Origin of the sequence: Mycobacterium basiliense (genome assembly GCF_900292015.1) — a bacterium.
Classification (GTDB): domain Bacteria; phylum Actinomycetota; class Actinomycetes; order Mycobacteriales; family Mycobacteriaceae; genus Mycobacterium; species Mycobacterium basiliense.
The window spans coordinates 3,341,064-3,359,035 of sequence record NZ_LR130759.1; the positions used below are offsets into that span (position 1 = coordinate 3,341,064).

The following is a 17,972-nucleotide window of genomic DNA, read 5'->3' on the forward strand; positions in this document are numbered from 1 at the left end:
GCGGGCTAGCCGTGCGTGTCGGGGGCCCAATAGGCAAGCATCTCGGCAAAAGTTTGGAATGCCGGCGCGGAAACGCCGTACGTCGCCTCGAAATGGATACTCAGCGGAAAGCCCAGGTCGGCGACTCCGTCTAGCACGCGCTTATACAGGTCGACCATGAGCTGACGCTTCTGGGCAGGTTCGCTGCCGGCCAACTTCTCGACAAACTCCTGCTCCTTGGCCACTGCCGCGTTTCCGGGATCCTGGATCAGCCAGTTGATCAGACCGACACGGCTCTCCACTTTCGGGACGAAGCCGAACGAGAGCAGGATCTCGGGGCGGTGGTCGGTGTTGTTGGCGAACTCGGTCAGGAAGTCGACGATGGCATCGGAATACAGCAGTTGGGTCATGCCGTACGTGGCGCCCTGACCACACTTGAAACTGAACCGGCCCTGCTCGCCCTCGCGGGTGGGAATCATGATGGCGCCCCGGTTTGGCAGCAGCCCTCGATAAATCGACAAGGCGTCGGTCGGAGCCACCCCGGAGCCTTCGCCGTCGTTCATCGTGCGCGGCACGCCGACGAAAACCACGCCTTCCATGCCCGCATCCGACAGATCCACCAGCCGCCGACGCAGCGATGGCTCATCGGTGAAGGCGGTCACCTGTGTACACAGGCCGTTGATCCCGGGCAATTCGGGCTTGATGATCTGCCAGAAGTCGAGCACATCTAACTTCTGCTGCATCGGGACGGGCCGATCGTCGTCCTCGGCGATCATCCCAGGAATCATCACGTGTCGCAGTCGGCCATCAAGCCCGAACTCCGACGAATACTGCACAACTTTGCGCGCATCTTCTAATGCCCGCTCCTTGCCACCATCGACATTCGGTGGCACCAACTCAAGCGCGATCGTGTTCAGGGTCACACAGCTCCCCTTCGTCTGACGAGTATCTTCTGGCCTTTTCTGGCCGCGCAACACCGCGCAAACCTGGCTGGGCTAAGCGGCGCCGCTAACCCAGGTCACCTTCGACAGCATAGGTGCGAAATAGTCAGTTAGTCGAAGCAACTTGTGTCGGTGCCATGCATCACACCCACCGAGGAACCGCCTAATACACTGTCTGGCCAGAGACGGGCCGAGCAGAAAGGGGCGCCGCACTGAGCGTCGAAGCATCGGCGACCGACAAGTTGGCCGGCACCATTACCGACCAACTCCGACAGTACCTGCGCGACCGCCGCGATGCGGCGGCCTACATCGGTGACGACTACGACGTTTTGACTGCCTGGCTCCAAGACTTCGCGCTCTCCGGCGGCAAGCGCCTGCGGCCGATTTTCGCCTACTGGGGTTGGCAGGCGGTGGCCACCGAAGACCCCGACCCCGACGTGCTGCTGCTGTTTTCCGCGCTGGAACTGCTGCACGCCTGGGCGCTGATACATGACGACCTGATAGACGCTTCGTCGACTCGCCGCGGCCGACCGACCGCACAATTGCACTTCGCCGAGCTGCACCGACAGCGCAATTGGCTGGGCCCCGCACACCACTTCGGGGTCTCGGCCGCCATCCTGGCCGGCGACGTGGCACAAGCCTGGGCGGATGACATCGTCTCCAAGGTATGTGAGGCCAGGCTGCCACCCGACGCTCAATGGAGGATCCGGCGAGTGTGGTCGGATATCCGCACCGAGGTGCTCGGCGGTCAATACCTCGACGTGGTCGCCGAGGCCAGCGCCGCGGATTCGATCACATCGGCGATGACCGTCGCCACCTACAAGACCGCCTGTTACACCGTGCTAAGACCGTTGCAGTTGGGGGTCGCTGCGGCCGCCGATCGGCCCGACGTTCAGGCGGTATTCCACCAGTTCGGGATGGACCTCGGGGTGGCCTTCCAGCTGCGCGACGACGTCCTGGGCGTGTTCGGCGACCCGGCAATAACCGGCAAGCCATCCGGCGACGACCTCAAGTCGGGAAAGCGTACGGTGCTGGTCGCCGAAGCCGCTGAGCTGGCGGACAAGTCCGATCCCATGGCGGCCAACCTGTTGCGCACCTCGATCGGTACCGGGCTGACGGACGCCCAGGTGCAGCAGCTGCGCGAGGTGATCGTGAACGTCGGCGCACTGGCAGCGGCGGAGAACCGAATCGCCGAACTCACCCAACGCGCGCTGGCGACTCTCGCCTCAGCACCCATCAATGCGAGGGCAAAGGCCGGGTTGGCGGAATTGGCGCAGTCGGCCACGGACCGGTCGGCCTGAACCCATGACCAGCCCACCATCCTCGCCGGAAGTCGACTCAACGACTAAAAACTCCGTTAACCAACGCTTTTCGCGCATTCGAATGTTCGCGGCCAGTCCGCAGGCCGGGCCCGCATGGTTGGGTTTCCTGGGCGCGGTGCTGATTACCGCGGGCGGGTTAGGAGCCGGCAGCACTCGCCAGCACGACCCGTTGTTGGAGTCGATTCACATGTCGTGGCTCCGCTACGGCCATGGGATGGTGCTGTCATCGGTCGTGCTGTGGCTAGGCGTGGGACTCATGCTGATCGCCTGGCTGAGACTGGGCCGGCGGGTGCTCGCCGGCGAAACCACCGAGTTCGTCATGCGGGCCACCACCGCGTTCTGGCTGGCGCCGCTGCTGGTGTCGGTGCCGGTATTCAGCCGGGACACCTACTCTTACCTTGCCCAGGGCGCACTGTTGCGAGACGGCTTCGATCCCTACGCGGTTGGGCCGGTCGGCAACCCGAATCCGCTGCTGGACGACGTGAGTCCGATCTGGACCATCACCACCGCACCCTATGGGCCGGCGTTCATCCTGGTCGCCAAGCTGGTCACGATCATCATCGGCAACAATGTCGTCGCCGGCACCATGCTGCTGCGCTTGTGCATGCTGCCTGGGCTGGCCCTGTTGATCTGGGCCACCCCCCGCCTGGCCCACCAGCTGGGCGCCGACGGTCCGACCGCGCTGTGGATCTGCGTCCTCAACCCGCTTGTACTCATCCATCTGATGGGCGGCGTCCACAACGAGATGCTGATGGTTGGCCTGATGGCCGCGGGTATCGCGCTCACTCTGCAGCGTCGCCACGTCGCGGGCATCACGCTCATCACAGTCGCGGTCGCGGTCAAAGCCACCGCCGGCCTGGCGCTGCCGTTCCTGTTCTGGGTCTGGATGCGACATCTGCACGAACGCCGCGGATACCGGCCGTTCCGGGCGTTCCTGGTCGCAGCGGCGGCATCGCTGCTGATTTTCGTCGCAGTTTTCGCGGTGTTGTCGGCGGTGGCCGGTGTCGGGCTGGGATGGCTAACCGCGTTGGCTGGTTCGGTCAAGATCATCAACTGGTTGACTGTGCCAACCGGGGCCGCCAACCTGATCCATGCCTTGGGCAGCAACTTCTTCACCTTTGATTTTTACTCGCTGCTGCGGGTCACGCGGTTGATCGGGATCGTGTTCATCGCGGTCTCGTTGCCGCTGCTGTGGTGGCGGTTCCGCCGCGACGATCGAGCCGCGGTGACCGGTATCGCCTGGTCGATGCTGATCGTGGTGTTGTTCGTCCCCGCCGCGCTGCCGTGGTACTACTCCTGGCCGCTGGCGGTCGCCGCCCCGCTAGCCCAATCCCGGCGAGCGATGGCAACAATCGCCGGATTGTCGACGTGGATCATGGTGATCTTCAAGCCCGACGGATCCCACGGCATGTATTCATGGCTGCACTTCTGGCTCGCCACCGCCTGCGCAGTCGCCGCCTGGTACGCGCTGTATCGGGCGCAGGATCGACGTCCCGACCAGGCCGAAGCATCGCCCGGTCAGTCCGTCAGTACGCCATAGCCTGCGCGCGCCGCACGACCTCCCGAGCCTGGTGGGCATGCAGTGCATCGACCGGGCGCGCATTGCTCTTCGCATCACGCGAACCGTCGCGAGTAATCGTCAGGGATGGGTCGGGGGTAAATAACCACCGCACGATCTCGGTGTCGCGGTAGCCGCCGTCGTGCAGGATCGTCAGTAACCCCGGCAGGCTCTTGACCACCTGGCCGGAATTGGTAAAGAAGACCTGCGGCACCACCACACCTCCCGCCCGCCGCACTGCGACCAGATGGCCTTCGCGCAACTGCTGGTGCACCTTGCTGACCGGCACGCCGAGAAGTTCGGCGACCCGGGACAGGTCGTAGGTTGGCTCGTCGGGGTCCAGAACGTCGTCGCCGGCGGGAATGCTGCCCACGGCGCAAGTGTAGAGCGTGGCGGGCAGACAGGTGTGCGCCTTGGGCGCACGTTCTCGCACCCGATTCGCCGCGCCACCTACGATGGCCCCGTGGCTCGAGCTGAATCGCCCGGCGCTCCCCGGCAGGCGGGAGGCCCCCCCAACTCAGGCCATGCGACCATCGATGACCCGTTGGAAGGCGTGGTGCTGGACGACCGCTACCTGGTCCAGGCCAAGATCGCGAGCGGCGGTACCTCGACGGTCTACCGCGGTCTCGACGTCCGCCTGGATCGACCGGTCGCGCTGAAGGTGATGGATGCCCGCTACGCCGGTGACAGCCAATTCCTTACCCGCTTCCAACTGGAGGCCCGCACGGTCGCCCGGCTCAAGAATCCGGGACTGGTGGCGGTCTACGACCAAGGCCAGGATGGCAGGCACCCGTTTCTGGTGATGGAGCTCATCGAAGGCGGCACACTACGCGAACTGCTGAGCGAACGCGGGCCGATGCCGCCACATGCCGTGGCGGCGGTGCTTCGTCCGGTGCTGGGTGGCCTGGCCACCGCGCATCGGGCCGGTCTCGTGCACCGCGATGTGAAACCCGAAAACGTGCTGATCTCCGACGACGGGGACGTCAAGATCGCCGACTTCGGGTTGGTCCGCGCCGTGGCCGCCGCCGGCATCACCTCCACCAGCGTCATTCTCGGCACCGCGGCATATCTGTCTCCCGAGCAGGTACGCGACGGCAATGCCGGTCCCCGCAGCGACGTCTACTCGGCCGGTATTCTTACCTACGAGCTGTTGACTGGGCGCACACCGTTCACCGGTGACTCGACACTGTCCATTGCCTATCAACGCCTCGATCACGACGTACCGTCCGCCAGCGCCGTGATCGACGGTGTTCCAAGGCAATTCGACGAACTTGTAGCATGTGCCACCCACCGGGACCCCGCCCATAGATATGCGGACGCGATCGAGATGGCCGCGGAACTGGACGCGATCGCCGAGGAGCTTGCGCTACCAGAATTTCGGGTGCCGGCGCCACGCAACTCCGCCCAGCACCGATCGGCGGCGCTGCACCACAGCCGGCTCAGCCAGCGCCGGCCCTTCGGACAGCCGGCCGCACCCCCCGTTCACCGCCCAACCCGCAACTTGACCCGCGAGCCGCAAGACTGCTCCGAGCGACTCGGGCCAGAGACCGAATTCGAGCCCGACGAGGCCGACTACCGACCGCCATCAGGCGAATTCGCCGGCATCTCGATAGACGAATTCGTCTGGGCACGCCAGCGTGCCCAGCGCATGGTGCTCATCTGGGTGGCCGTGGTGCTGGCAATCACCGGGCTGGTCGCGACCGCGGCGTGGACGATTGGCAGCAATCTGAGCGGGTTGTTGTAGCGCGCGACCGGACGGGTACCTGAGTCAGTCGCGCAGCATCTCGGCGACCAGGAAGGCCAACTCCAGCGACTGCTGGGTGTTCAGCCGCGGGTCGCAGGCCGTCTCGTAGCGGCCGACCAGATCCCGGTCTGAGATGTCTTGTGCCCCACCGAGACATTCGGTGACGTTCTCGCCGGTGATCTCGACATGAATACCGCCGGGGTGGGTGCCCAGGCCACGATGCACCTCGAAGAATCCTTGTACTTCATCGACAATGCGGTCGAAGTGGCGCGTTTTGTAGCCGTTGGAAGACTCATGGGTGTTGCCGTGCATCGGGTCGCACTGCCAGATCACCTGGTGGCCGGTGGCCTGGACCTTCTCGACAATCGGCGGCAACAGGTCGCGGACCTTGTTGTTGCCCAGCCGGCTCACCAACGTCAACCGACCCGGCTTGTTATTCGGGTCGAGCCGTTCGACGTACTCGACGGCCAGCTCAGGTGTCATCGTCGGGCCAATCTTGACCCCGATCGGGTTGGCGATCACTTCGGCGAACGCGACGTGTGCACCGTCGAGTTGCCGAGTCCGCTCTCCAATCCATACCGTGTGCGCCGACAAGTCATAAAGCTGCGGTTCTCCTTCTTCAACGTCGGACAGTCGCAACATGGACCGTTCGTAGTCGAGCACCAAAGCCTCATGGCTGGCATAGATTTCCGCGGTTTGCAGATTGCGGTCGGCCACTCCGCAGGCGCTCATGAACCGCAGTCCGCGATCGATCTCGGTGGCCAGGGCCTCATAGCGGGCACCGGCCGGCGAGGTGCGTACGAATTCACGATTCCAGTCGTGCACCAGATGCAACGACGCTAGACCGGAGGAGGTCAACGCGCGCACCAGGTTCATCGCCGCGCTGGCGTTGGCATAGGCCCGCACCAGCCTCGACGCGTCATGCTCACGCGCGGCCGCATCCGGGGCGAAACCGTTGATCATGTCGCCTCGGTACGACCTGAGCCCCAGCGCGTCGATGTCGGCCGAGCGCGGCTTGGCGTACTGGCCCGCGATCCGGGCCACTTTCACCACCGGCATGCTCGCTCCGTAGGTCAGCACCACGGCCATCTGCAATAGCGCGCGGATATTGCCGCGGATGTGGGGTTCGGTGTTATCGACGAACGTCTCGGCGCAGTCGCCGCCCTGCAGCAGGAACGCCTCGCCCTTTGCCACCTGCGCCAGCTGCTCCTGCAGGCGGACGATCTCGGACGGCACCGTCACCGGCGGCACGCTCTCCAACACCGTGCGCATCGCGCTCGCTTGGTCGGCGGGCCAGCTGGGTTGCTGGGCGGCCGGCTTGGCCAGCGCGGCGTCCAGCCGGGCCCGCAGATCTGCAGACAACGGCGGCAACGAAGGCAGCTGGTCGATCGGGATGTCGACGGTCCAGTTCATCGGTCCATGGTAACCGGGTATTGCCCGGCGGTTGACCACGGCGAACATCACTGGGAGCCGTGCTCGCCGGCCGTGATAATCCGGAATCGGCGCAACTGGTCCCGCGCATCGACCAGCGCGTCATGGGCATCGCGAGACCGGCGTGGCATTCGGGGGCATCCGCGGTCTTCCCACAACTGCCGCAGTTCACGGGTGAAGCGGGGCACTGCGGGTGGCAGTGCGGGCATCGCACCCCACAGCTGACACAGGGCCACGTGATCGTAGGCGGCCACCCAGGCCCACAGCTCAATCGGTTCATCACCGTCGATGCCAAGGAACTGCTCGAGATCCTTACGGATCTGGCTGCGTGAGCGCCACAGCTGAGACGCCGGCGGCGGCAGCTTGGGCAGCACATGGGTGCGAACCCAGCTGCCCGCCCGCGCTGGGTCGAACTCCGTTGATACGGCGTAGTATTCCCGGCCGTCCTCGGCGACCACCCCGATCGAGATCAGCTCAATCGTGCGACCGTCCTCGATGAACTCGGTGTCGTAGAAGTACCGCATGGATAGTCAGGGGCGCGGTGTCCGCGTCGCGGATCGGCTGACCCATCCCCCTCTCGGTCTTGGCGCGCACATTCCCGCGCAATCGGTTTGCCGACGGCTTCCCCGACATTCTTACGCGACTTGCACCCCGACCGGACCTTGCCGGTCACCCTGCGGGGGTCGAACTACGCGGGTCCGCCGGCTCCACCGCTGCCACCGTCTCCGCCCTCGCCGCCCGTGCGGCTGTCGTGCGGGCCGCCGGCACTGCCACCGGTACCCGTTTCGCCGGAGCCACCGTGACCGGCACCGCCGGAACCACCCTGGCCGCCGGCACCGCCATCCCCGGAAACATTCGGGACGGCATTGCCGGCATCGCCACCCCTGCCGCCATCGCCGCCATCCCCGCCCTTGCCGCCGCCCTCAAGGACGCCGACGCCGCCGTCCCCACCCCGGCCGCCCGGACCACCATGGCCACCGTTCTTATCGAACGAGTCTCCGCCGACGCCGCCATACCCGCCGTCCCCACCACGGCCGCCTTCGCCGCCGGCCCCGAAGATCCCGTCGCCGCCACGGCCCCCATTGCCGCCCTGACCGCCGTTTGTTCCAGTCGTGGCCCGTGAGCCCGGCGCACCCTGGCCGCCGGCGCCGCCCTCGCCGCCCTGGCCGCCGTTGCCGCCCTGGCCGCCGTCGCCGCCGTTACCACCGTCACCGGTGGTACCGAAGGCGTATCCGCGGCCCCCTTGCCCACCTTTCCCGCCCTGACCGCCGTCACTGGTGACACCGGTGGCACCGTCCGCGCCCGGGCCGGTGGCGCCGGTACCCCCGGAGCCACCGGTGCCGCCGGCGCCCGCATTACCGCCTCGACCACCGTCACCGCCCCTGCCGGCGTCATGGTTGGGGTAGGAGCCGACTCCGGTGCCGCCCTCGCCACCGGTACCGGGCTTGCCGCTGGCACCACCGTTTCCGCCGTCACCACCCTTGCCGTGCGACGAATTCCCGCCTGCTCCACCGTTGCCGCCGGCACCACTCTCCCCGCCGTTGCCGCCATTGCCGGCGTCGCCACCGGGAAGGCGCATCGCGCCATGACCGCCATTGCCTGCGTCGCCGCCCCCACCGCCGTCGCCGCCCCGGCCGCCATCACCGGCAAGCGACCCGCCGTTACCGCCGTTGCCACCCATGCCGCCGGTGCCGCCGTGGCCACCCACGGCGCCGTCGGCGGGCCCCTCAGCCGCGTAAGACTTGCCATCCGCGCCGGGCAAACCAACCGCGCCGGTTCCACCGAGGCCACCCGCACCGCCGTTGCCGACGGCGCCGCCGTTGCCGCCGTCGCCCCCGGCCCGGCCGTTGCCGTCGGCGGTGTAGACGCCGTCCAGACCCTTGCCTCCGCGGCCGCCATTGCCGCCGCTGGTCACGTCCGCGCCCTGGGCGCCGTCCGCGCCGTGGGTGGAGCCGTTGCCGCCCAGCCCCCGAGCCCCGCCCGAACCGGGGTCACCACCGTCGCCACCATTGCCTCCGACACCGTCGTTGACACTGGGATTGCCATTCCCGCCCCGGCCGCCGTCACCGGGTATCCCACCGGTACCGCCATCGCCACCGGCTCCACCACCGCCTTGGCTGCCGCCGTGGAAACCGGCGGCCACCGCGGCACCACCGAGACCACCGTCGCCGCCGCGGCCGCCGTTACCACCATCACCGCCGTCACCGCCGGCTTGGCCATGCCCGCCGGCGACCGCGCCGCTGCCGTTGGCTCCGTTACCGGCGTTGCCGCCGCTACCGGCGTTGCCGCCGCTCCCGCCTGCTCCGCCGTTGCCCGCCCGCGCTCCGCCGGCCCCACCGTCTCCGCCGTTTCCTCCGGCGCCGCCGTTGCCGCCATCGGCGCCGGAGGCACCAGAGTCCGACCCGTCCACGCCGGCCTTGCCGGCCACCCCGTTGCCGCCGTTGCCGCCTGCCCCGCCATTACCGACCAGTCCGCCGTCACCGCCGGCTCCACCGGCGGCCCCGGCAGCACCCGCGACGGTGCCGTTGGCTCCATTGCCGCCGTTACCGCCGTTACCGCCGCTCGTCGGGGTGGCGCCGGCCCCGCCACGCGCACCCAGGATTCCACCCGCGCCGCCGGCACCACCGGCGCCGGGGTTGCCGCCATTGCCGCCGTCACCGCCCTGCCCGCTGTTGGCGGCCATGGCGCCGGCAGCCCCGTTGCCGCCGTTGCCGGCGATCCCGCCGGCTCCACCCGCGCCGCCGGCCGAAAACAGCCCGGTCGCCGCGCCGCCGGCACCGCCGGCGCCCCCATTGCCGCCGTCACCGCCGGCACCGCCGCCGATGACATTTCCGCCTTCCCCGCCAGCCCCCCCGGTGCCGCCGTCACCGCCGGCACCGCCGCCGCCAATCAGCAATCCACCCCGTCCACCGGCGCCGCCGTCGCCGGCGTCGCCGCCCAGCCCACCGGTCCCGAAAAAGCCCTCGGCACCGCCGCCGCCGGCGCCACCATTGCCCCCCTGCCCACCGGCGCCCCATAGGCCCGCGCCGCCACCCACGCCGCCATTACCGCCGGCCCCGCCGGCCACACCGCCGCCGGCCACACCGCCGCCCACACCGCCGTCACCGCCGGCACCGCCGTATCCATACCATTGGCCGCCCAGACCGCCGTTGCCACCGGCACCACCGCTACCGGCGCCCGTGGCACCACCGCCGACACCACCGGCACCGCCGGAACCGATCAGTCCCGCGTTACCACCAAGCCCGCCGGAGCCCGCGTCAAACCCTTGCCCACCGATACCGCCGGCCCCACCGGCACCGATCAACCCGGCGAGCCCTCCTGCTCCACCGGCACCTCCGGTAGCGACGCCCTGCCCGCCGGCGCCTCCGGCGCCGCCGCTGCCGTACACCAACCCACCGCGGCCACCGAAACCACCGGCCGCGCCATTGCCCGAAGCCCCCGCCGTGCCGCCGGCACCCCCGGCGCCGCCGTTGCCGAACAACCCTGCGGCCCCGCCGGCCCCGCCGGCCTGACCGATCCCGCCGGACCCGCCGTTACCGCCGTTGCCCCACAAAATTCCGCCGGCCGAACCATCCTGGCCGGTCCCCGCGGCCCCGTTGGCACCATCGCCGATCAGCGGACGCCCCAGCAACGTCTGGGTGGGCGCATTGATCAGGTTCAGCGCACCTTGCTCCAAGGCTTGCAACGACGACACGCTGGCCGCCTCCGCGCCCGTATAAGCCCCCACAGCCTTCGTCAACGTCCGCGTGAACCCGTCGTGAAACTCCTCCAGCTGCGCGCTGATCGCCTGATAGTCCTGAGCGTGGGTGCCGAACAACGCCGCAATCGCCGCCGAGACCTCATCAGCGCCGGCGGCCAGCATCGCCGTGGTAGAGCCCGCGGCGGCCGCGTTGGCGGCACCGATCGCGGACCCAATACCCGCCACATCAGCAGCCGCCGCTGCCAACGACTCCGGCGACAAGACCAGAAATGACATGGCGGGCCCTCCATCGTCCGTTGCGGCACGCGCATCGGACCCGCTGGACTTGAAAACACCGCCCGAGCGCGATTGCACGCCGACATGCAAACTGTTGACGGGGTTGCGAAATTACCCAGGTCAGCGCGTCGGCGCTACGGCAATGTGCCAACTCCTAGCGACCGACAAAGATGCTCTGTGCACAACTCATCGGCCGCGGGTCCACGATCAGACTGGTTCTGCGGCAACCGACGATGCGGCTTCGGCAAGCTGCTCATACCCGCGAACCCCAACGCGAGCCGCGCCGCAGCGGCAAACCCACACTGAAGTAGCGATTAGGCTGTCTTCGACATGAGTACACGGCAGTCGCCCGAGCCGGGCAGTCGATTCGAGCGGGTCTCGCTTTGGGGCCTGCTCTGGCTGGTAGCCGCCGTGTCATTGGGCTACGCCGCCTGGCGGCTGTTCGGGCACATCCCGTACCGCATCGATATCGACATCTACCAGATGGGCAGCCAGGCCTGGCTGGACGGTCGTCCGCTGTACAGCGGCGACGTGAAATTCCACACACCGATCGGGCTGAACCTGCCCTTCACCTATCCCCCGCTGGCGGCGGTCGTGTTCATCCCGTTCGCCTGGCTGCACATGCCGGCGGCCAGCGTGGCGATCACGCTGTTGACCCTCTTGGTGCTGATCGTGTCTACCGTGGTCGTCCTGAGCGGTCTCGAAGTATGGGCCAGCTCCAGGGCCCTGCCCGGGCCCGGGTGGCTGCGTCGGCTGTGGTTGGCCGTGATGATCGTGGCCCCCGCCACGATCTGGTTGGAACCGATCAGTTCGAACTTCGCATTCGGCCAGATCAACGCGGTGCTAATGACATTGGTGATCCTGGACTGCTTCCCCCGCCGCACGCCCTGGCCACGCGGGCTGCTGCTCGGGTTGGGGATCGCGCTGAAGCTGACCCCGGCGGTGTTCCTGCTCTATTTCCTGCTGCGTCGCGACAACCGGGCGGCGCTGACCGCGGTGGCAAGTTTCGCGGCCGCCACGCTGGCCGGTTTCGCCCTCGCATGGCGCGACTCCTGGGAGTACTGGACCGATACGCTGCAGCACACCGACCGCATCGGTTCCGCCGCTTTGAACACCGACCAGAACATCGCCGGTGCCCTTGCCCGATTGCCCATCGGCGAACACGCAAGCCGGCTGCTGTGGGTCTTGCTGTCCCTTTTGGTGTTGGCGGCGACCATCTGGGCGATGCGGCGAGTGTTGTCAGCGGGTGAGCCGGCCCTGGCCGTCATCTGCGTGGCCTTGTTCGGGTTAGTGGTGTCGCCGGTTTCGTGGTCACACCATTGGGTGTGGATGCTGCCGGCGGTGCTGGTAACCGGAGTACTGGCCTGGCGGCGCCGGAATGCGGCATTGGCCGTCGTCACCGCCACGGGGTTGGCGCTGATGACGTGGACACCGATCGACCTGCTGCCCAAGCACCGGGAGGCTACCGCGGTCTGGTGGCGTCAGCTCGCCGGGATGTCCTATGTGTGGTGGGCGCTGGCGGTCATCGTCGTCGCCGGACTCACAGTTACCGCCCGCATCACAGCGACCAGCCTGCCCGAGCGCGATCTGACCCCGGTGCCGGCCGCAAGCTGACTAGCCCGCGGCCGTTTCGGGGATCCGCGCGGCGTCCGAAGAACCGGGATCTGCACCGTCACCGCCGTCGCCACCGCTTTTGACGCTGGCGGCGTAGATATCGACGTACTCCTGGCCCGAAAGCCCCATCAGCTCGTACATCACCTCATCGGTGACGGCCCGCTCAATGAAGTGGTTGTCGGCCAACCCCTCAAACCGCGAGAAGTCCATTGGTTTACCGAAACGAACTGTGACCCTGCCGAACCGCAACATCTTGCGGCCCGGCGGGTTGACGACGTCGGTGCCGATCATGGCGACCGGGATGACCGGAACGCCCGTGTGCAGGGCCAGCCGCGCCAACCCCGTCTTGCCCTTGTAAAGCCGGCCGTCGGGCGACCGGGTGCCCTCGGGATACATGCCCAGCAGCTTGCCCTGCCCCAGCAGCGACTGTGCGGTTCCCAAGGCGGCCTGCGCGGAGTCGGCATCGGTGCGGTCAATCGGCACCTGACCGGAGACACTGTAGAACCAGCGGTTGATCCAGCCCTTGAGTCCGGTGCCGGTGAAATACTCCGCTTTGGCCAGGAACCAGATCCGGCGGCGCACCACCAGGGGAAGATAGAAACTGTCCGCCACCGCAAGGTGGTTACTGGCCAGCAGCGCCGGTCCCGAACTCGGGATGTTTTCTAGGCCTTCGACTTTCGGGCGGCCGAGGAGAGTGAAGAGCGGGCCCATGAAAATGTACTTGAATAGGTAGTACCACATGGCTTTCCCTCTCAACCACACCGGAATGATGTTTGCGCCAACTGTACCTATCCGCGCAGGGTCCGACCACCTTACACAGAACGCCGGCTCACTCCTGGAGGGTAACCGGGATGGTCTGGTAACGCGATTTCGCGGCGGTCTCTGCGACCCCGTCGTCGGGGGCTGCCTCGCTGCTTACCCCCCCGCCGGGTGGGCCGTCCGGCGGAGGTTTCGCCGATCGGTCGATGTCGTCGACTATGGCGCGAATCACGTTGAGCAGTGCGACGCTGTGGTCACCGATAACCGTCAGCAATGGGTGCTGCTCCCCGCTGACCAACGCCGCTAGCGCGCACACCGGACACCACACCTGCTGACATTTGCCGGCCCCGCCGCCCGATGTCATCGCAGCCGCGGCACGTATCGCGGGGTCGATCCCATCCAGGATCGCCTGTGCAAGCCTGCGCAGTTCGGGACCAATTTCGGCATGAGGCCCGTTCACGTCGGCCACACCTCCGGATTCGGTCGAAATCGAACAGTTAGCTCACTGCCCCGCAGATGCGCGTCGAGGACGACGCACCTCCGCAGTACGGACGCCAACCGAACTCTGCGCCGCATGCCGCCGGCACTGATGATCAAATCGTCCTCCGCACGGCCCAGCGACAACGACTGAGGATCGAGCTGGGGCAACGTCAGCCGCAGACGATATACCGACCCAACACCGGACCCGGACTCGAGGTCGACGATAGGGCGCAACGGACCCGGCGGCGCGACTCCCCGGCGCCGGCGAGCACCGTCAAGCAGACCGCTGAGCGCCTTGGGGCCGATGGGCTCGCCGGCCAAGTGCGGAATTAGCACCAGCGCCACGTCACCGATGGTGGCGTCGAGTTCTTCCAGCACGGCACGCTGCTCGGAGATGCGTTCGGCATACCAGTAGAAAGCCGGGTGGTCGGGCAAACTGCGGTACTCGTAGTTCTCGTCGCGCACCAGAACCTGGTTGACCAGCAGCTCGTCTACCTGGACTCCCATCAGCGCCAACGAACCCAGTGTTCGGGCCGCCTCCGCCGCGACCACCCGCTCGGGGGTGAGGACCAGATGTGCGCTGACCAGTGCTCCGTCGGTCAACAACGCGCTGAGCCGCTCGACGCCAGCGCTGGTGCGTTCCAGCAATTCCACCACCGCGGCCGTGCGGCCATCATCGGTGGCTATGCTCAGCCTGCGGTGCCGCGGCCAGGCCCGCTCCACGTAGAGCGAGAAGGTGGCGGGCAGCGTCAGCATCCGCAGCGCGTCCGCCGTCGAGGCGCAGTCCACCACGACTCGATCCCACCGTCCGCCCGCCGCCAGCTCACCGACGGCATGCAGCCCGAGCACTTCCTGAATTCCGGGCAGTGCCGAGAGTTCTTCGGGGGCAATGCTGCTCAGCTCAGAGTCGGGAAAACGCCGGTCCAGCGTGTCGACGACGTCGCGCCACCGGTCTTCGAGCAAGGCGAGGGTGTCAAGCGCGAGCGCGTCCAGGAAGCCGCCGCCAACCTGATCCTGCCCGGTTTCCAGCTCAGCCAGCACGCGGACGGGCTCGCCGCGACCGGTCGGCGGAACCGCGATACCTAGCACGTCACCCAGCGAGTGTGCCTGGTCGGTGGATACCAGCAACACTCGCTGACCAGCACCGGCGTCACAAACCGCGGTAGCGGCCGCCAGCGTGGATTTTCCTACCCCGCCTTTACCTACAAAAAGACTGATCCGGGCCGGGGTGGGCGCAACGGAATCACTCAGCCCTCGACTCGTTTCTTCAGATCCTTCAACGCACCGTCGATCAGCCTGCGCTCGGCCTTACGCTTGAGCATGCCGATCATCGGGACGGCAAGGTCGACCGCCAGCTGATAAGTGACCTCCGTGCCCGACCCCTTGGGCGCCAAGATGTATGAGCCTTCCAGCGACTTGAGCAGCGAGCTGGATTGGAGCGTCCAGCTCAACGACTGGCGGTCGGCCGGCCACTCGTAGGACATGATCAAGGTGTCTTTGAAAATGGTTGCGTCCATCAGCATCCGCGCCCGTTTCGGGTAACCCTCGTCATCCGCCTCGAGGACTTCGACCTCTTTGTACTCCGAAATCCATTCGGGATAGGACTCGATGTCGGCGATCGCCTTCATCACCTCGCCTGGTTCCGCGTCGATGTAGATCGTCTGCGTCGTCTTGTCCGCCACCTGACTAGTTCCCTCTCCAACGCGGTTGATTCTCGGGAGTATCCGCCTTTCGGCAGAAACGGTACTCTCTTATGCCTACTTGGGGCCCTACCTGACCCGGTTAAACTACCGGAGAAACCCCGATGGGGCGGGTCTCTTCCAGCGTCGTCTTCACCTCGAAAGCCATTTTCTTGCCCGCCGCGCGCCGGCGGTGCGTCATTTTGGCCAAGTTCATCCTGGCCAGCTGCCAGGCGGCCACCCCGGCGGGTTCGGCGTGCAGAAAGTAGTGCAGGACGACGCCGTCTAAGGACGGCTCCAGCCAGACCTCCATCGTGCCGATCAGGGCGCCGGTGACGGCCCACCTAATGCCTTTCTCGGCCCGATCCTCGGTAACCTGCAGCTGCAAATCAGGCCACCACCGGCTCCAGCGGCACCGATCGGCGACGGTGGCGCCGACCCGTGCGCCATCCGCGGCGATATAGGTCTCGTCCGCGATCTGGATGCTGTTCATCGCCACAGCTTCACACACCCGTCTAGGAGCCGGTGGCTCCCCCCGGTCAACACCGGCACACCTTTCGCGATTGGAATGGTGTCTGGACCAGCCGTCTCAATGCTGGGTGAATACCGCGATTAGGCTGTCGATAGGAAGTCTGCCCGCAAAACATCAATTAGTGTCACATCAGGTCGAGCGAGGTCCAACAGAGTGCGCCAGTACAGTGTCCCAGCCCGCTTTTCGGTCGACGAGCGCGACTCCGTCGCAGCCATGGTCTTCGAGCACGAGCGCGATGACCCCGACTTTGTCATCTACCAGCGCCTGATCGACGGAGTCTGGACCGACGTTACCTGTGCCGAGGCCGCCAGCCAGATTCGTTCGGCCGCGCTTGGCTTGATCGGCTTGGGGGTACAGGCCGGAGATCGGGTGTCGATCTTTTCCGCCACTCGATACGAGTGGGCGATCCTCGATCTCGCGATCCTGGCGGTGGGCGCGGTCACCGTGCCCATCTATGAGACATCGTCGGCCGAGCAAGTGCGCTGGGTCTTGCACAACTCAGAAGCCGTGGTGGCGTTTGCCGAGACCGATGCGCACGCTGGAATGATCGCCGAGCTCGCCGGGGAGCTGCCCGCGCTGCGCCGGGTACTACACGTCAACGGGTCGGGCCCCAAGGCGCTCGATCAGCTCGCCGAAGAGGGCGCGGCGGTCGATCCGACCGAGCTCGACGCGCGAATTGCGGGCCTGCGGGCCGAGCACCCGGCAACACTGATCTACACGTCGGGCACCACCGGACGCCCCAAGGGCTGCCAACTCACGCACGCAAATCTGCTTTATGAGATCCGGGGCACTCAGGAGTGTCTGCCCACGCTGCTGCGACCAGGTCAGCGACTGCTGGTCTTCTTGCCGCTGGCTCATGTGCTAGCTCGAGCCCTTACCCTGTCGGCGTTCGCCAGCAAAGTGACCGTTGGCTTTACCAGCGACATCAAGAATCTGCTGCCCATGTTCGCGGTCTTCAAGCCGACGGTAGTGGTTTCGGTGCCAAGGGTTTTCGAAAAGGTCTACAACACCGCGGAGCAGAATGCCGCCAACGACGGCAAGGGGGCGATCTTTAAACTTGCCGCCCAGACCGCGGTCGATTGGAGTCGGGCCTTGGACAGTGGTCGCCCGGGGCTTCTGCTGCGCGCCAAGCACGCCCTGTTTGACCGGCTGGTCTACCACAAGCTTCGTTCGGCTCTGGGCGGCGACTGCCATGCGGCCGTCTCTGGTGGTGCGCCGTTGGGCGCGCGGCTGGGCCACTTCTACCGCGGTGTGGGCCTCACCATCTACGAGGGCTACGGCCTGACCGAGACCAGCGCGGCGATTACGGTCAGCCAGATCGACGCGCTCAAGATCGGTACGGTCGGAAAGCTGGTGCCCGGCAACAGTTTACGGATTGCCGACGATGGAGAGCTACTGGTTCGCGGCGGCGTGGTATTCAGCGGCTATTGGCGCAATGAGCAAGCCACCGACGAGGCGTTCTTCGAGGGTTGGTTCCGAACCGGCGATCTGGGCGCCGTCGACGACGACGGCTTCCTGCGGATCACCGGGCGTAAGAAAGAGCTGATCGTCACCGCGGGCGGCAAGAACGTTGCCCCGGCCGTATTGGAGGACCAGCTGCGAGCGCACCCACTGATCAGCCAGGCGATGGTCGTCGGGGATGCGAAGCCATTCATCGGCGCGCTGATCACCATCGACCCGGAGGCGTTTGTCGGGTGGAAGCAACGCAACAGCAAGGCTGACGACGCCACGGTGGGAGACTTGGCCGAAGATCCCGATCTGGTCGCGGAGGTGGATGCGGCCGTCAAGAACGCCAACCTTTCGGTGTCGCATGCCGAGTCGATCCGTAAGTTCCGGATTCTGCCTGTGGACTTCACCGAGGACACTGGGGAATTGACGCCAACGATGAAGGTCAAGCGCAACGTGGTGGCCGAGAAGTTCGCCACCGAGATCGAGGCGATATACACCCGGGACTAGC

The 17,972-nt window shown here is 66.8% G+C and carries 15 protein-coding genes; 5 read left to right on the forward strand and 10 right to left on the reverse strand.

Translation table 11 applies throughout. The features are described from left to right. Window positions 1-5 precede the first annotated feature (5 nt). Entirely contained in the window at window positions 6-902 is an 897-nt protein-coding gene (locus MB901379_RS14085; protein ID WP_158017239.1) for a mycobacterial-type methylenetetrahydrofolate reductase, read from the reverse strand. 260 nt (window positions 903-1,162) lie between these two features. On the opposite strand from MB901379_RS14085, the gene idsA2 reads away from it, so the two are divergent. Further along, window positions 1,163-2,221 (forward strand): bifunctional (2E,6E)-farnesyl/geranyl diphosphate synthase, encoded by a 1,059-nt coding sequence (gene idsA2 / locus MB901379_RS14090; protein WP_158017240.1) that lies wholly within the window; start codon window positions 1,163-1,165, stop codon window positions 2,219-2,221. A 4-nt stretch (window positions 2,222-2,225) separates the two neighbouring features. Then, window positions 2,226-3,782: an alpha-(1->6)-mannopyranosyltransferase A gene (locus MB901379_RS14095; protein ID WP_158017241.1), complete on the forward strand. Its 1,557-nt coding sequence runs from the start codon at window positions 2,226-2,228 to the stop codon at window positions 3,780-3,782. On the opposite strand, the gene MB901379_RS14100 is transcribed toward MB901379_RS14095, so the two are convergent. Then, entirely contained in the window at window positions 3,769-4,173 is a 405-nt protein-coding gene (locus tag MB901379_RS14100) for an Rv2175c family DNA-binding protein (protein ID WP_158017242.1), read from the reverse strand. The genes MB901379_RS14095 and MB901379_RS14100 overlap by 14 nt on opposite strands. Window positions 4,174-4,332: 159 nt before the next feature. Between MB901379_RS14100 and MB901379_RS14105 the strand changes: the two genes are divergently transcribed. Further along, window positions 4,333-5,544, forward strand: coding sequence for a protein kinase domain-containing protein (locus MB901379_RS14105; RefSeq protein ID WP_174237097.1), 1,212 nt, complete (start codon window positions 4,333-4,335; stop codon window positions 5,542-5,544). Between the two features lie 24 nt (window positions 5,545-5,568). On the opposite strand, the gene MB901379_RS14110 is transcribed toward MB901379_RS14105, so the two are convergent. The 3 genes from MB901379_RS14110 to MB901379_RS14120 form a co-directional block, all read right to left on the reverse strand. Then, entirely contained in the window at window positions 5,569-6,957 is a 1,389-nt protein-coding gene (locus tag MB901379_RS14110) for a class II 3-deoxy-7-phosphoheptulonate synthase (RefSeq protein WP_158017243.1), read from the reverse strand. A 47-nt stretch (window positions 6,958-7,004) separates the two neighbouring features. Next, a complete protein-coding gene (locus MB901379_RS14115) occupies window positions 7,005-7,499 on the reverse strand; it encodes a polyadenylate-specific 3'-exoribonuclease AS (RefSeq protein WP_158017244.1) in 495 nt (164 codons plus the stop codon). A 164-nt stretch (window positions 7,500-7,663) separates the two neighbouring features. Continuing rightward, window positions 7,664-10,951 carry a PE family protein gene (locus tag MB901379_RS14120; protein ID WP_158017245.1) on the reverse strand — a complete coding sequence of 1,096 codons (3,288 nt, stop codon included), beginning with the start codon at window positions 10,949-10,951 and terminating at the stop codon, window positions 7,664-7,666. A 330-nt stretch (window positions 10,952-11,281) separates the two neighbouring features. On the opposite strand from MB901379_RS14120, the gene MB901379_RS14125 reads away from it, so the two are divergent. Further along, complete coding sequence (locus MB901379_RS14125; protein WP_158017246.1) at window positions 11,282-12,565, forward strand: glycosyltransferase 87 family protein; 1,284 nt, start codon at window positions 11,282-11,284, stop codon at window positions 12,563-12,565. Here the strand turns inward: MB901379_RS14125 and MB901379_RS14130 are convergent, their stop codons facing one another. From MB901379_RS14130 to MB901379_RS14150, 5 genes are all read right to left on the reverse strand, one after another. Further along, entirely contained in the window at window positions 12,566-13,306 is a 741-nt protein-coding gene (locus MB901379_RS14130; protein ID WP_158017247.1) for a lysophospholipid acyltransferase family protein, read from the reverse strand. An 88-nt stretch (window positions 13,307-13,394) separates the two neighbouring features. Beyond that, window positions 13,395-13,784 (reverse strand): hypothetical protein, encoded by a 390-nt coding sequence (locus tag MB901379_RS14135; RefSeq protein ID WP_158017248.1) that lies wholly within the window; start codon window positions 13,782-13,784, stop codon window positions 13,395-13,397. Then, window positions 13,781-15,055, reverse strand: a complete 1,275-nt coding sequence (locus MB901379_RS14140) for an ArsA family ATPase (RefSeq protein ID WP_158019171.1) — start codon at window positions 15,053-15,055, stop codon at window positions 13,781-13,783. Before MB901379_RS14140 ends, MB901379_RS14135 begins: the two co-directional genes overlap by 4 nt. After that, window positions 15,052-15,486 (reverse strand): SRPBCC family protein, encoded by a 435-nt coding sequence (locus tag MB901379_RS14145; RefSeq protein ID WP_158017249.1) that lies wholly within the window; start codon window positions 15,484-15,486, stop codon window positions 15,052-15,054. Before MB901379_RS14145 ends, MB901379_RS14140 begins: the two co-directional genes overlap by 4 nt. 100 nt (window positions 15,487-15,586) lie before the next feature. Then, a complete protein-coding gene (locus MB901379_RS14150; protein WP_158017250.1) occupies window positions 15,587-15,976 on the reverse strand; it encodes a polyketide cyclase / dehydrase and lipid transport in 390 nt (129 codons plus the stop codon). A 192-nt stretch (window positions 15,977-16,168) separates the two neighbouring features. Between MB901379_RS14150 and MB901379_RS14155 the strand changes: the two genes are divergently transcribed. Beyond that, entirely contained in the window at window positions 16,169-17,971 is a 1,803-nt protein-coding gene (locus tag MB901379_RS14155; RefSeq protein ID WP_158017251.1) for an AMP-dependent synthetase/ligase, read from the forward strand. Window position 17,972 lies beyond the last annotated feature (1 nt).

Coding starts and splice junctions, on each gene's coding strand:
- MB901379_RS14095 (WP_158017241.1), top strand. CDS start 2,226: ATGACCAGCCCACCATCCTCGCCGGAAGTCGACTCAACGACTAAAAAC.
- MB901379_RS14110 (WP_158017243.1), bottom strand. CDS start 6,957: ATGAACTGGACCGTCGACATCCCGATCGACCAGCTGCCTTCGTTGCCG.
- MB901379_RS14115 (WP_158017244.1), bottom strand. CDS start 7,499: ATGCGGTACTTCTACGACACCGAGTTCATCGAGGACGGTCGCACGATT.
- MB901379_RS14120 (WP_158017245.1), bottom strand. CDS start 10,951: ATGTCATTTCTGGTCTTGTCGCCGGAGTCGTTGGCAGCGGCGGCTGCT.
- MB901379_RS14125 (WP_158017246.1), top strand. CDS start 11,282: ATGAGTACACGGCAGTCGCCCGAGCCGGGCAGTCGATTCGAGCGGGTC.
- MB901379_RS14130 (WP_158017247.1), bottom strand. CDS start 13,306: ATGTGGTACTACCTATTCAAGTACATTTTCATGGGCCCGCTCTTCACT.
- MB901379_RS14150 (WP_158017250.1), bottom strand. CDS start 15,976: ATGAACAGCATCCAGATCGCGGACGAGACCTATATCGCCGCGGATGGC.